The 13,637-nt window shown below is 41.3% G+C and carries 10 protein-coding genes and 1 tRNA gene; 8 read left to right on the top strand and 3 right to left on the bottom strand.

Annotation, left to right across the window (positions count from 1 at the left end):
- Positions 1-273 precede the first annotated feature (273 nt).
- The 3 genes from rluB to H5123_RS02850 all read left to right on the top strand — a co-directional run bounded on the left by rluB (position 274) and on the right by H5123_RS02850 (position 1,971).
- Positions 274-1,146, top strand: coding sequence for a 23S rRNA pseudouridine(2605) synthase RluB (gene rluB / locus H5123_RS02860; RefSeq protein WP_124016499.1), 873 nt, complete (start codon positions 274-276; stop codon positions 1,144-1,146).
- Between the two features lie 194 nt (positions 1,147-1,340).
- Entirely contained in the window at positions 1,341-1,670 is a 330-nt protein-coding gene (locus H5123_RS02855; protein ID WP_124016500.1) for a hypothetical protein, read from the top strand.
- 215 nt (positions 1,671-1,885) lie between these two features.
- Positions 1,886-1,971, top strand: a tRNA-Leu gene (locus H5123_RS02850).
- Positions 1,972-2,564: 593 nt separating this feature from the next.
- On the opposite strand, the gene H5123_RS02845 is transcribed toward H5123_RS02850, so the two are convergent.
- Positions 2,565-2,840 (bottom strand): HU family DNA-binding protein, encoded by a 276-nt coding sequence (locus H5123_RS02845; protein ID WP_124016501.1) that lies wholly within the window; start codon positions 2,838-2,840, stop codon positions 2,565-2,567.
- Between the two features lie 270 nt (positions 2,841-3,110).
- On the opposite strand from H5123_RS02845, the gene H5123_RS02840 reads away from it, so the two are divergent.
- The 3 genes from H5123_RS02840 to rplY all read left to right on the top strand — a co-directional run bounded on the left by H5123_RS02840 (position 3,111) and on the right by rplY (position 5,974).
- Positions 3,111-4,547, top strand: a complete 1,437-nt coding sequence (locus H5123_RS02840) for a murein L,D-transpeptidase (protein WP_182696968.1) — start codon at positions 3,111-3,113, stop codon at positions 4,545-4,547.
- 238 nt (positions 4,548-4,785) lie between these two features.
- Entirely contained in the window at positions 4,786-5,337 is a 552-nt protein-coding gene (locus tag H5123_RS02835; RefSeq protein ID WP_124016503.1) for a DUF882 domain-containing protein, read from the top strand.
- A gap of 349 nt (positions 5,338-5,686) precedes the next feature.
- Positions 5,687-5,974: a 50S ribosomal protein L25 gene (gene rplY, locus H5123_RS02830; protein ID WP_124016504.1), complete on the top strand. Its 288-nt coding sequence runs from the start codon at positions 5,687-5,689 to the stop codon at positions 5,972-5,974.
- A 71-nt stretch (positions 5,975-6,045) separates the two neighbouring features.
- On the opposite strand, the gene H5123_RS02825 is transcribed toward rplY, so the two are convergent.
- Both H5123_RS02825 and H5123_RS02820 read right to left on the bottom strand, forming a co-directional pair.
- A complete protein-coding gene (locus H5123_RS02825; protein WP_182696967.1) occupies positions 6,046-9,939 on the bottom strand; it encodes a translocation/assembly module TamB domain-containing protein in 3,894 nt (1,297 codons plus the stop codon).
- The gene (locus H5123_RS02820; RefSeq protein ID WP_259395585.1) at positions 9,936-11,726 is read right to left on the bottom strand and encodes an autotransporter assembly complex family protein; all 1,791 of its coding nucleotides are present in this window, start codon (positions 11,724-11,726) and stop codon (positions 9,936-9,938) included. Before H5123_RS02820 ends, H5123_RS02825 begins: the two co-directional genes overlap by 4 nt.
- Before the next feature lie 188 nt (positions 11,727-11,914).
- Between H5123_RS02820 and H5123_RS02815 the strand changes: the two genes are divergently transcribed.
- Positions 11,915-12,949: an isoaspartyl peptidase/L-asparaginase family protein gene (locus H5123_RS02815; RefSeq protein ID WP_182696965.1), complete on the top strand. Its 1,035-nt coding sequence runs from the start codon at positions 11,915-11,917 to the stop codon at positions 12,947-12,949.
- Between the two features lie 245 nt (positions 12,950-13,194).
- Complete coding sequence (locus tag H5123_RS02810) at positions 13,195-13,611, top strand: CBS domain-containing protein (RefSeq protein ID WP_124016507.1); 417 nt, start codon at positions 13,195-13,197, stop codon at positions 13,609-13,611.
- Positions 13,612-13,637: the final 26 nt, after the last annotated feature.

The raw sequence follows: 13,637 nt of genomic DNA, 5'->3' as shown, positions 1-13,637 counted from the left end.
GTCAGCTTTTACGCCTCCATTGGTCTTGTTCGCAAACTAATCGCCAGCTTGATATTGATGACATAGCATAGATTGATTTTGCTGCGTTTCAGTTATCTCTTATCCTTAGTTGAATGTAACTGTGGTATTTTTTGCTCACCAGCCCCATTCAGCGTATAATCTACGCACTTTTCTAATTGTATGCGCCTTAGGCGGGTACAATCCTAAAAAGACAATAAAACAAGAGTAATTAACCTTTTGTTTTTTATGAAACTTCTTTAAAGAGTCCCGCTAATGAGTGAAAAATTGCAGAAAGTCTTGGCCCGTGCAGGCCATGGCTCCCGTCGTGAGATGGAGGCATGGATTGCTGCAGGCCGAGTTAGTGTTGACGGTGAAATTTCTGGTTTAGGTGATCGTGTTGAGGCTGATGCCAAAATACGTATTGATGGCCGTGCCGTTTCATTAAAATCAGCTGACGACATTATTTGTCGTGTACTGGCATACCATAAACCTGAAGGTGAAATTTGCTCGCGCAAAGATCCTGAAGGTCGTACTACCGTGTTCGAACGTTTACCTAAAGTGCGTGATGCTCGTTGGGTTGCGGTAGGGCGTTTAGATATTAATACTTCAGGGTTACTATTATTTACCTGTGATGGTGAATTAGCTAATCGTTTAATGCATCCGTCTAATGAAGTAGAGCGTGAATACGCTGTGCGTACTTTTGGTGAAGTGCCAGAGGCTGCAGTGCAGCGTTTACGTACCGGTGTGACCTTAGAAGATGGCCCTGCCCAGTTTGATACCATCAAAGCTGCGGGCGGCGAAGGCATCAATCAATGGTGGCATGTTACCCTTCGCGAAGGACGTAATCGTGAAGTGCGTCGTTTGTGGGAGTCTCAAGACGTACAAGTTAGCCGTTTAATCCGCGTGCGTTATGGTCAAGTTGAATTGCCAAAAACTTTGCCTCGTGGTGGCTGGATTGAACTGCCAATTGACCAAGTGAACTACTTACGTCAACTTGCTGGTTTAGAACCTGAGACACGTTCAATTTTAGGCTCGGACAAACACAGTGTTGCTCGTTCTAAAGTGAAAAGTGCTAAAATTCGCCGTGCAGTTCATAAGCATAAAGTAGTGGGTAATCACGGCAAACCAACGCGTCAGCGTAGCTAATACATCAGTTTTGCTTTGTTTATAGAAGGTCGCGAAAGCGGCCTTTTTTGTTATTTTTTATTGATAAAAATTATATATTGCTCGCCTACTTGTCAAAAGTTTTTTCTCAGATATGATTCTCAAAATTTACGGCCTATTGAGCTGTTATTCGACAATTTATGCGCTGCGGCGTTAATACTAATGATTAGGAATGTATGAAAAAAGTATTGGTTGGTTTATTGGTCTTGTTACTAGTAGCTTGCGCATCTGCACCGAGTTGGCAAGGTATGTCTGAGCGTGAGATCAGTCAATGGAAAGCGATAGGGTTTGATTCAACCCAAGCGCAAAATTGGCGTGTCAGAGGGTTTGGACCTGCAGAATCTGATGGTTGGATAAAAGCAAACTTCACGTTAGATACAGCAACGATTTGGGCCAAAGAAGCCTTTAATGTTGAAGAAGCTCAAGTGTGGAGTGAAGCCGGTTTTGAGATTGAAGAAGCGGTAACTAATCGCAGTAAAGGCTTAACACCAGTAAGAGCAAATTAATTATTTATTGTGCTAAGCACTTTGTTTTGTTGGATTTTACATCGGATTGACGTTTTTTAAAGCGTTCAGTTTGATGTAATGAAAATTTTAGTTGCTTGGCTCAAAAAAATCAGTAAAGTGTGCCCCAAGTTAAGCCGGACGCGAAAGCAGCTTGGTTTACCTAACGTAATAACAAATTAAGTGAGTTGATATTTTTATCAAAACACGCTCAGTTTGCCCGAGTGGTGGAATCGGTAGACACAAGGGATTTAAAATCCCTCGCTGAATAAGCGTGCCAGTTCAAGTCTGGCCTCGGGTACCATTATAATCTCTAGTAATAGAGAGTGGTGTAAAAAAGCCTCAACTTATGTTGGGGCTTTTTTACGTCTGTAATTTGGTCGTTAAGGGTAACAAACGCAAAAGAAGGTGAGGGCGATAAGAGCGAACGAGCCTAGATGCTAGGGCGGACTTCATCCTACTAGTTCGCTACGTGGCTATAAGAGCGTTTGAGGTCTGAATATTACAGAGTTATAGCCTATAGCTGCTAAACACTCTAGTACTCAGACTTATAAGGTTTAACGCTGACTTCAGTGACATTCGCATTCAACAGCCTGCACATCACCCTTTAGCTACTTCAGTTATAGCCTCTAGCTTCGAAGCGTTTTAGCATCTCGGCTTTTAAGGTTTAACGCTGACTTCAGTGACCTAGCATTCAACAGCCTGCAAATCACCCTTTAGCTACTGCAGTTATAGCCTCTAGCTTCGAAGCGTTTTAGCATCTCGGCTTTTAAGGTTTAACGCTGACTTCAGTGACCTAGCATTCAACAGCCTGCAAATCACCCTTTAGCTACTGCAGTTATAGCCTCTAGCAGCGAAGCGTTCTAGTACCTCGGCTTTTACTCTCTAGTGCCTCAGTTAATCGTTGATTAGCGCTTTTAATGTTGGCGACGCTTTAAAGCTGGGTTGATTAAATCCGTCAATCTCTATGGCTGCACCCGTTTGTGGATTACGGCCTACTCTAGGTAAGTAAAAACGCAATTCAAACGTGCCAAATTGTGGAATGTAGATTTTCTCACCTTCAGCTAAACCTTGATGAATAATGGCTAGGATCTGTTCAAGTTGTTGCTTTGTTTGAGCTTGAGGTTGGTCCATTTTATTGGCCATTGATTGGATGAGTTGCTTTTTATTCATGACAGTCTCTATAACTTAAGTACTTCAAAACCCTCTTATAACAATTCAATATCGACCTTCCTAGTTGTGTATTCATAAATTAATGTTAAGTGGTTACTTTTTATATTTACGATTAACTTTTATACACAGAGGTAATATTTTAGTATTCACTTTTGTTGCTTAAATGTTTCGTTCATTCAAAGCGCGTTATTATTTGCCATAATGACTATACCCATTTCACTTATGTCATAAACATGACAGTATCGTGGGGTGTCGCTAATGGGGAAGAGTATGTTCAGTAAACATAAACTGTCTATAAATGTGAGCATAGTAGCCATATTGCTTTGGAGTATATCGTCATTTGTTTTGGCCGATACTGATGATATGTATCCTAACTTAACTCAAAATCTGCAATTACAGTATTTGGCTGAACCTAATGCGCAGCGAGCACACTATTTAGCAATATTACAAACAGGCTCAGCTGCAAAGTCATTAGAATATATCGATCTCATTCAGCAAAGTGTTGCCACTTTTTGGCGTAATAAAAAGGTGCCTATCGCATTTGATGCAATCGAAAGTTCGGCCTCGTTACTTGAAAAAAATATCGCACTGGAACCTGCCGTCGATGATTACCTGAGCGTCATAAATGCGCTACGCAAGTTAATGTGGTTATCGCAAACTCAAGATTGGCAAGCTATCACAGTTGATGCCTTGCTTCGCCCTGGCGATAGCGATCCCAATATTAAGTTAATCAACCAACGTTTGTGGCTATTAGGTGATGCCAGCGAATTACTTGCTGATGAAGTTGTGTATCAACCCGCTTCAGCGGAAAGTGTTAAACGTTTTCAGTCTCGCCATGGGCTAAAACCTGATGCCGTGATTGGTCCAAAGACCTTATTTTGGTTAAATCAAACTCCGCTTCAACTGGCTTCTTTATTAGCAAAGAGCTTTGTTGAAAAAACAGCATATTTAAGTCAATTGCCTCAACCTTATTTGTTAATTAATATTCCTGCTTTTCAAATGGTATTGGTGGATGATAATCAGGTCGTATTGTCATCGAAAGTTATCGTGGGTAAACCGTACCGGCCGACTCCGCTGATGACAGGGCAAATTTCAAATATCATCATCAATCCTACTTGGACGGTACCTCGACAGATTTTACGCCAAGATATTTTGCCGCAAATAAGACACTATGGTGACTATTTTGCCGACAAGCATTTTGATGTGTTTGATTATGAAGGCAATCGAGTTAATAAAACTGCGGAGCAATGGCAGCAAGCAGCAATAGGGCGTTTTCCTTATCGAGTCGTGCAGCGTCCTGGAGGTGATAATGCTTTAGGTCGATATAAATTCCATTTCAATAATGATCAAAGTATCTATTTGCATGACACCCCCAATCGAACGCTATTTTCAAAATCACAAAGAGATTTATCATCAGGTTGTGTCCGCATTGAAAAGGTACAGCAATTAGCCTACTGGTTTGTCAACCATTTGGTTATCGATAAACGAACCTGGAATCGCTTACAGTCTAATTATACGCAAACCCAATGGTTTGCCTTATCAGCACCTTTACCCGTGCACATGGTCTATTGGCGTGCTTGGGTGGATGAGCAATATATTATTCAGTATCGTGATGACATTTATCAGTTAACTCCAAAGGCAGCGGTCAATTTCTTAAGCCATCAAGGCGCCAGCAAAGATATTGTGCAGGCATTATCAGTTAATTAAGTAAAGTTAATGGCTGCTCACTTTGCTCCTAAGCACTTGAGCAATATCACACTCTTATATTCGCGTGCGTGTTTTTAATCTCACACAACAGCGCCAGACTTGCATTTATGAGCATTAATGGTTAATTTATTCGCCAGCTGGATAAAAAAGCAACAACTAGTTCGATCGTGTTGTGAAGATTAAATCATGCCTCAAAGGCTGATAAGTCCTGAATTTAGATAATTAAAGTGGTGTATAAATGACAATTGAGTGCCTAACTCGTCGGCAGGTATTATTAGGCTTAAGCGGTGCCGCAGTGGTGACTCTGTTACCTAATACCGCCCAAGCAAGTCGTGCAACTATTGGGGTTAAAGATTTACGTTTTTATAATCTACATACCGGTGAAAGAAGTCAGGGAAGCTTTTGGGTTGATGGTCAATATCAATCAGCGACACTGACTGAGTTTGATCATGTATTACGTGATCATCGTCAAAATGTAGCCGCACCAATTGATAAACGATTATTTGAATATTTGTATAAATTGCAGGCTACGTTAGATAATCAAGATGAAATCCATGTTATCTCCGCTTATCGTTCACCGAAAACGAACCAAATGCTCGCATCTCGTAGTAATGGCGTAGCGAAGAAAAGTTATCACATGAAAGGCATGGCAATGGATATTGCTTTACCTGGGGTAAAAACCAAACATTTGCGTGATGCAGCCGAGTCTCTTAAGTTGGGCGGTGTTGGGTTTTATCCTCGCGATGGCTTTGTACACATTGATTGTGGTCCAGTGAGACGATGGGGTTAATAAGACAAATCTCATTAAATATCTGGTCAGTTCAGAGTCTCTCAGGTTTCAAAGTCCTTTAGGCATCTTTAGACGCTTTAAAAATAAGACATTCCCACCATCCATTGCGGTCAGATGCTGGAGGGTGAGTTACCCAGGAGCTTGTTACCGAGAGTCACTGTTTGTTTCAATCATCTGTCTTGCCTATAGCACTTTGAACTCTCGCTGAAAGATCACATATTTAATAGGATTAGTATATCTTCTTGTGGCTTGATAATGGCTGTGGTAATATCCGCGCGCTTTATTTGAGTCATCGTTGGTCGAGAATGATGACGCCTTCATACTTTATTAATTATTAAGTGAGTGACTAATGTCTTACACAATCAACGCAGTAACCCGCACAGAAATCGGGAAAGGTTCGAGCCGCCGCCTACGTCATGCCGGTAAAGTTCCTGCAGTAATTTATGGTCCAGGTAAAGAGCCTGTATCAATCACGTTCGAACACAAAGACATCATTAACATCCAGTTAAATGAAAACTTTTACACAACTGATTTAACTATCGTTGTCGATGGTAAAGAAGTTAAAGTTCGTGCAAAGGCTATCCAACGTCACGCATTCAAGCAATTAGTTGAACATATTGACTTCATGTTTGTCTAACTTTTGCTTTGAAAAAAGCGCCTAAGGGCGCTTTTTTTGTGTCTGTTTTTTACAACCCTAAACCCTAAAGTTTAATCAATTTCGAAGCTATAGTAGATATCCAGTGATTGACTTAAGGTACTCGATACACTTTCTAAATATAATTGTGAAAATAAGTAATAGCGCACGGTCATTTCATACCCTGGGTTAAATACGCCCACACCATATTTAATCATTAAGTCTTCGCCAATATAGCCACTCACAGCTACTTTTCCATCATCATTGGTATCAAGTTGTACATTAGAAAAACCAAATTTTTCAATGAGCCCTGTCGCTGTACTGCCAATACTATTCATTGCGCCACCATCAAGTTGTGAGCCTAAACTCAGCGCTGCCCCCATCATTAATGAGTTGCTTTGTTGGTTACTTGAACTGGTAAAGCCTTTACCCGTTAAAATATACGATAATATCTCAGCTTGTTCTTTTGCCGGATTAGAAAATAAGGTTACAACAGGGCGCATTGGTGTCCCCGTAACTCTGACACCTGCGGTTATATCGCTTTCCTTAATCTCTCTGGTTGCCTCTATATTAAGATTTGGTGATGCAGTTGGTCCAATAAATTGCACTTCACCGGTATTGATCGTTAGGGTTTGCCCCATAAACTTATAGGTACCTTTATTGACTCTAATATCGCCAAACAACATCGGTGGTTTAAATGCTTGTTGCTGAAGTACAAGGTCACCTTCTAGCTTACCCTTGAGGCCCATGCCATCAATAGTGAGGTTTTTACCTACATTGATATTTAAGTCGGCTGTGATGGCGTAAGGGCTGGTTTTAACCGTTTGTTGAGACACTGAATCATTGAATACCACATCATTTGATACGGCTATGCCTCCTTCAGCCAATGGGGTGATTTTTATTTGTCCTGAGGGAACATTCACTTTGCCTTTTATTGCGAACAGTTGGTCATCAAAGGTCATATTAATATCTGGAGAGACATTTAAGATTGCCATTGGCGGTTGAATAACAGCTAAGTTACTGCCTTTAATGTCAATATCACCACTAAATTTACCTTGTGGCCACGCTAAGGTACCTTGGGTGGTGACTTGGCCATCTCCCATATGCCACTGGCCATTGAGCTGCCCTTGCTGACCTTCAAGTGAGAGTGATAAATAGAGTTTATCAATTAATGTCGGGTTAGTTGATAAGGCCAATGCTGCATCATTGAGTTTAATATTACCTGATAGACTAGGGTCCATAAGGGTACCGGATAACATTAATCGGCTCGATAGCATGCCTTCTAAGGTTTCAAGTCTTGGGAAAAATTCTCCAAAGGGAGCGAGATTGAGCTCATTCACATTAATCGTTCCTTGTAAGGTACGATCGGGAGTGATATTAACACTTAGCTGACTTTGCCAACTGGCGATTCCGGATGAATCGAAACTTAATGAACTGGTCACTTTTTTCTCATCAAGTGACGCTTGTAATAACAGCTGCTGATAGTCGATGCTAATGGTGTTGTTTTTAGTACGGCTTAGCTTAATATTACCGGGCAGGAGTGTAAATTGAAGATTGGCCGTAGGCTTTTTAGCTTTGGCCCAATTAACTTGACTGGTTAACGCTGCTTCACCGCTCCAGTTGATTTTTTTAGATAAAATGGGCTCCAAGGTTTTACCTGGGTTACCCGTAAGCGTGATATTGGCTTGGCCAGTGTGGCCCAAATTAACATCATTGATCAAACATAATGTATTGTGTGGGTGCACTAAACAGAAGCTGCTGATGCTACCTCTATGGTTAAGTTGATCCCAGTTTGCTGTAATGGGTTTATCTTGTTGCCATTGTCCAAGGACATTACTGATACTGAACTCGGTTAAGGTGGCATTAAATTGTTGTTTATCAATATTGCTACTACTGCTAATTTGAGTATTGACGACCAAATCACCTTGAGTATTGAGTTTACTTTGCTGTTTGCTTTGGTTGCCTTCACTGATAAAAGAAATATCTGTCAGTTTATAGCTACTCCATACAAGATTGTTATTATGCAGTTCTATTCGATATTGGTGTTGTAAATAAGGACGATAGTTAGCGAGTAAATTGAGGTTATCAATTTTACTACCTTGGTAGCTCAACTTGTTAATTTGTGAGTTCACATCAACGATAGGGTCTGCACTATTGCCGCTGACATCTACTTTAGCGAAGATACTACCGCGAGCGCCTGTTAGCCACTGGCTGACATCTGGCACACTCAGTTCAGCATTGATGTCCCAGATTTGATCCGCTTGACCGTTGACGATTAACTGAGCGCCAAGAGCATTGGCTTGTAAGTTCGACGCGTTAACTGCAAAATCTTGATTTAATGAAATATCGCCCTGTAAATTCAATGGATAACCATTTAAACGTCCTGTTAAATTAGCCTGTTCAATGGCCACTTGCCATTGTTTATCCGCAAGGCTGCCCGAACTATTAAAATGGCCGCTGAATTTACTTTTGACTGGATTTTGCTGATTAATATAATCAATGTATTGCAACTGGATATTGTCGCTAAACACCTTAGCTTGCCATGTTATGTTATCTTGATATGACAGTTCTCCCGTTAGCTCCACATTGCCAGCCAGCGACTGCACCTTCAGCTTATTAACCGTCAGTTTTTGCTTAACGTTAACAATATCAGCACTTACCGTTAAAGGTGGATGGTAAGGCGTGGTGATTTGCCCTTCAAACTGTGCCACTTGATCTTTACTATCGCCTTTGCTGGTAAAACGGCTAATGTTGCTGGTGTATAAGGGGTTACTCAGTGGCCACTGTAAAGCTGCGTCGGTCAGTGTTGCTTGGTAGTCAAGCGCAGGAGAGGTGAGATCAACCTTAGCAGTAAGGTTAAAATGGCTATCACCCTTAGCAATGGCGTTGATGTGTAACTGGCTTAAGTCTTCGCTAAGTTCAAGGCTAAGTTGTTGCTGTTTAAGCCCCGGTAATTCAGGCAGATTATCGACATTTGCTGTTAGTGTTAATGCGAGCGGATAGCGGTCATGCAAAGCAATGTCACCACTAACACTGACATTACCATCATCATGCTGAATGTCGAGTTGGCTTATTCCAAGTTGAAATTGACGAAAACTGGCCGCCAATGCGATATGGCTAAAATGATCAGTTCGTTCACCCATTTTGAGCAGACTGTCTGTTGCATTAAATTGCCTAACATCGATAGGAAAAGGCATAAACACTTGTGGTAAATTCGCCAGTGGCCATGCTGTTGCTTTTGCATCAACCGTTTGTGCAGTTTGTTTACTCTCCACTGGAACATTGATTGGCTTGGTTGATGCCGGTGCAGAAGGGATATCAACTATCAGGCCTTGGCTGGTAAATGATTCAACCATCAGGCCTGCGCTGTTCCAAATAGCTTGAGTCGACAGCTCATCGGCATGAAATGTCATGCTATTGACCGCAATATCAACCTGGGTTAATTTTGCTTGGCTGAGGTTAATGTTTATCGGTAATTCAAACTCAGTAAAAGGGGCTGGTAACTCAGTGGATTTATCCACATCTTTTGCAGCAGGAATATTATCACTGACAATGTTCACTCCTATGCTCGAAGCCATTAGGTTTGTCACACACAACTGTTTATTCATCAGACAGGTTGGCACCCATTCCAATGTTACATTTTGAGCATTAACGCTAATGCCAGGCATTGACCATGACATGCTATGAAGGGTGAGATCGCCATTTAAGGTGCCAGAAGCGTATTCAACTTCAACATCGCTGACCAATTGGTTAACCAAGAACACCGCGGTTTTGCTGCCAAATGGCGTGCCTATGAGGACGGCAAACAACATCAATAATGCTAAAGGCACATAAATTAAGATCCGAGTATAAAACTTAATTTGGCGCCAAATGCGTGCAGGTAAGCTAGTTGCACGGTTAGTTTTGGTATTATTATTGGGAGCGGTCGCTTGTGGCTGCTGACCTTGTTCAGAATGCTCATCTGTCATAAATCAGTCCCCATGGTTAAATGGAAACGAAACGAGCGTGCGACGGTCTCAGTTTCTTTTAAGCCAAACCCTAAGTCCATTCGGATTGGACCAATCGGTGATATCCAGTGTAAACCACCGCCAACCGATACCACAGGTTCAAACTTCTGTGTATCAAAGGCATTACCCGCATCGACAAAGGTAGCAACGCGCCAAGTAGGGGTGAGATAGTACTGATATTCTACGCTGCCGACGGCCAAGAAACGGCCACCAACCACTTGTCTCGATAAGCCGCCTTCACTGTTGGTGTAGTCAATATAGGGCCCTAATTCTTGGTAACTGTAACCCCGTATACTTTGGTCGCCACCAGCAAAATAACGCAGTGATGGGGGAATGTTGGCAATATCGTTATCATTTGCAATATTGGCGCCTAAGTCAACGCGAGCAACAAACCGATGCTTATCAAATAAGGTTTCTATCCATTTAAATCGTGCTTGTAAGCGAGTGAGACGAATAGTCGATCCTACAGATGGATCTGCATATTCAATGCTGTATGTTTGACGATAGCCAGATTTAGGATCGAGGGTATTGTCACCTCGAACCGTTTTGGTGAGGTTGTAACCTAATAAATAAAATCGCGGATCGTAATCTGTATCGAGTTGATTATAAAACTCTCTTGTGGATTCAAGGGAATAACCATGCAGCCAATTACTTTTGGACCGTCGTTGACGCGTTAAGCCAATAATATATTTTTCAGACTCTAACTGGCCAGTATTATTAAATTGACGGTTATCTGGATCATAATCTTGAGTGACACCATAGGTGTCGCGTAATAATCCTAGTTTTATTTTTAGTTGATCATCTAAAGGATGCGTTAATGGAATCGTATAGGTAGTTAAAATTTTCGGCCGTTCAGGCGACCACTCCATACTAGTTTCTTGATAATGGCCATAGCGGTTTATTTGTGGGGTACGCCAAGTCACTCGCACGCGAGGATCGATACTTTTTTCGGTACTATTACCAATATCAGCACCTAAACCGACCTCAATAAGATGGCTAGGACGAGGACTTAGTTCAACTTTAATTGGCACAACACCGGTTTCAATCTTGTCTAATTGAGGCAATACTTTGATATTACTAAAGTAACCAGTATCTAATAAATTACGATTAAACTCAGTCAAAAGTTGCGTGGCATAAGGCGCATCAGCACCAAAAGGGATTAATGCTTCGACAATATCGTCATTAAGCGTTGAACCTTCAAAGTCAACATCACCAAATAAATATCGCTTACCTGAATCAAATTCGAGGTTAATTTGGGCGCTATTTAAGTCACGATTAATGCTGATTTCTGATTTTGTGTATTGACCATCAAAATATCCTCTTGCCATTGCCAGAGTGACTAATTGTGATTTAATTGAATCGTAAACCCCGTGGTTTAAGGTGTCACCAGGTTTGATTTTTAGGCTATTAAGCCATAGCGAAAAAGTATTGTCTTCAAGCATCTCTCCCTGAAAATGAATATCAACCCACTGAATAATCACTGGTTCCCCAAGGGTGATATCGAGCTTTAGCTCCCAAGGCCCATTATCTTTTTCGTTAACGTCAATATCTAAAATAGTGTGATAGTAGCCCATAGATTCAAGCGCATCATGGGTGTTATCGTCAACTGTGAATAAAAAAGCTCGGCGTTGAACATCATTATCTGGCAAGGTACCTAAGTGAGCTGAAATATTATTTTCAATTTGTTTGTTAACGCCATTAACGTTAATCGTTAGCCAATTATTATCAGCCAGCACAAAGCCTGACATCAATAAGGTCAACGAAAGTAATAGAAACTGACTAAATTTAAGGCGTTTTGTCGGCAAATTAAGCTAATTTTTCCAAAAGTGATCATGATGACTATTGTCGCTACAAAGTCTAAAAGTCGCAAGGATATGATTGAAATTACAACCACAAATGGTTACAAAGATAAACCACTTTCAAGGACTTGCCTAACATGAATAAATTATATTTAACGATTGCAGTGTGTTTATGCTTAACCGCAAATATCTGTGCAGCCACAGATGATAAGCCTTTTTCAATTGCCATCCATGGCGGCGCGGGAACCATTTCTGCTGCCAGTTTAAGTCCTCAACAAGAAAAAGCTATTCGCGATAAACTCAAACAGGCTGTTGATACAGGCTATAAGGTGCTAGATAAAGGCGGTAATAGTCTTGATGCGGTTCAAGCGGCAATTAATGTGTTAGAAAATAGTCCATTTTTTAATGCTGGTGTTGGCGCGGTTTATACTTTTGACGGCGGCCATGAACTAGATGCCTCGGTAATGGATGGTAACACAATGAATGCTGGAGCCGTTGCGGGGGTTAAACACATTAAAAACCCAATTGATTTAGCTCGAAAAGTGATGGAAAAATCACCTCATGTGATGCTATATGGCCAAGGGGCAGAGGAGTTTGCATTAACGCAACAATTTAGGTTGGTGTCTAATAGCCATTTCGACACGCCTCATCGTTATGCACAATTGCTGGATGCCAAAGCGAGCATCATTGAAGCTGAGCGCGTAAATGGTGGTGATCACCAGGCGTCAGTTGCCCAGTTACCTGCTAACTACAAATACGGCACAGTCGGCGCAGTGGCGCTTGATAAACAAGGCAACCTTGCCGCCGGAACATCAACTGGCGGCATGACGGCAAAACGTTTTGACCGCATTGGTGACTCACCGGTTATTGGTGCTGGAACCTATGCTGAAAATGGTGTTTGCGCCATATCAGCGACGGGTCATGGCGAATATTTTATTCGCTATCAAGTGGCAGGCGACATATGCGCTAAAGTCAAATACCAACAGAAATCGATTATTCAAGCGGCCGATGAGGTCATCAATCAACGCTTGCTCTCGGCAGGGGGAACTGGAGGAGTGATAGCGATTGATCAACGTGGCAATATCGCGACACCATTTAATACCGAAGGGATGTATCGCGCCACTCGAAGTAAAGGCCAAGCTGCAACCGTTATGATTTGGCGTGACAAGTAAGTATTACTGCGCTGAATTGACTTAGGTTTATCAAATAGATTCATCAAGTCAGTTCATGACGTGGTTAATGCAGTGGGCTAATACCATTGATTAGTAAATCGATTAGTGCAATCGGTTATATTTTCTATCTCCTTAGCCATTATTGACTAAACTTAATCAAGTTAGTACCCGAGAGTTGATTCCTTATGAATTGCTTGACGGGGTTTATTAAACACGTAGTTAATTAGCGTGTAATAGGGGGCAATATGGATTCAATAAAAATTAAAGATTATATGGATAAGCATCCAGTATTATTAACTGCAGATATGTCACTGGCTATTGCGGTTGAAAAACTACTCGCCAGTAATAAAAATGGTGCTCCGGTTGTTGATCATATCGGTCAATTAGTGGGCTTTCTATCTCAACAAGATTGTTTATCTGTGATGCTAAAAAGCAGTTACCATTGCGATATGACCAGTACAGTAAAAGATTGCATGAAAAGCCCTGTATTGTCGGTGACGCCCGATGAAAGTATATTGGAATTAGCGGATCAAATGTTAGGCGCTAAACCGAAGATTTATCCTGTAGTGAGTGCAGGAAAAGTCATTGGAACGATTAATCGGACGAATGTACTTAAGGCGATGAATATTTATATGCAACAGTGTTACTTATCTCCAATATAACAATCGTTGAAATCAATACCATTCTG

Source organism: Shewanella sp. SR43-4 (genome assembly GCF_014163845.1).
GTDB lineage: Bacteria > Pseudomonadota > Gammaproteobacteria > Enterobacterales > Shewanellaceae > Shewanella > Shewanella vesiculosa.
Note: the sequence above shows the minus strand (reverse complement) of the source record. Positions and strands in the feature narration are given on the sequence as shown.

Excerpts from the sequence above, each read along its gene's own strand:
- rluB (WP_124016499.1), top strand. The coding sequence starts at position 274 with ATGAGTGAAAAATTGCAGAAAGTCTTGGCCCGTGCAGGCCATGGCTCC.
- H5123_RS02855 (WP_124016500.1), top strand. The coding sequence starts at position 1,341 with ATGAAAAAAGTATTGGTTGGTTTATTGGTCTTGTTACTAGTAGCTTGC.
- H5123_RS02845 (WP_124016501.1), bottom strand. The coding sequence starts at position 2,840 with ATGAATAAAAAGCAACTCATCCAATCAATGGCCAATAAAATGGACCAA.
- H5123_RS02840 (WP_182696968.1), top strand. The coding sequence starts at position 3,111 with ATGTTCAGTAAACATAAACTGTCTATAAATGTGAGCATAGTAGCCATA.
- H5123_RS02835 (WP_124016503.1), top strand. The coding sequence starts at position 4,786 with ATGACAATTGAGTGCCTAACTCGTCGGCAGGTATTATTAGGCTTAAGC.
- rplY (WP_124016504.1), top strand. The coding sequence starts at position 5,687 with ATGTCTTACACAATCAACGCAGTAACCCGCACAGAAATCGGGAAAGGT.
- H5123_RS02825 (WP_182696967.1), bottom strand. The coding sequence starts at position 9,939 with ATGACAGATGAGCATTCTGAACAAGGTCAGCAGCCACAAGCGACCGCT.
- H5123_RS02820 (WP_259395585.1), bottom strand. The coding sequence starts at position 11,726 with ATGTCAGGCTTTGTGCTGGCTGATAATAATTGGCTAACGATTAACGTT.
- H5123_RS02815 (WP_182696965.1), top strand. The coding sequence starts at position 11,915 with ATGAATAAATTATATTTAACGATTGCAGTGTGTTTATGCTTAACCGCA.
- H5123_RS02810 (WP_124016507.1), top strand. The coding sequence starts at position 13,195 with ATGGATTCAATAAAAATTAAAGATTATATGGATAAGCATCCAGTATTA.